This window comes from Paenibacillus sp. GbtcB18, from assembly GCF_019091125.1.
Taxonomy (GTDB): Bacteria; Bacillota; Bacilli; order Paenibacillales; family NBRC-103111; genus Paenibacillus_F; species Paenibacillus_F chitinolyticus.
The window spans coordinates 1-231 of sequence record NZ_JAGXJX010000953.1; the positions used below are offsets into that span (position 1 = coordinate 1).

Annotated in this window: 1 protein-coding gene; it reads right to left on the reverse strand. The window is 47.2% G+C overall.

The window, feature by feature from the left end:
* Positions 1 to 211: hypothetical protein (locus KVT34_RS33155; RefSeq protein WP_217563406.1), on the reverse strand; the 211-nt coding region annotated here is incomplete at its 3' end.
* Positions 212 to 231: the final 20 nt, after the last annotated feature.

Here is a 231-nt window from a genome sequence, read left to right on the forward strand (position 1 = left end):
TTAATTGGGCCGTTAAACTTGGATTCTCCAGTTGCGCCGTTTTCAACAGTCCCGATAAACCGGCAGCATATCCTTCCGTAGTACTAAACACAAACTGAAGCAGTATCTTCTCCCGGCTGTTTTCCCGGGTTATCGATTTAAGAATTTCGAGGACTTCCTCCGCATATGCAGTAAACCGCTCCTTCTCATGTATGGAACTGGCTTTTAACACACGACAGTCAGCGTGGGGGA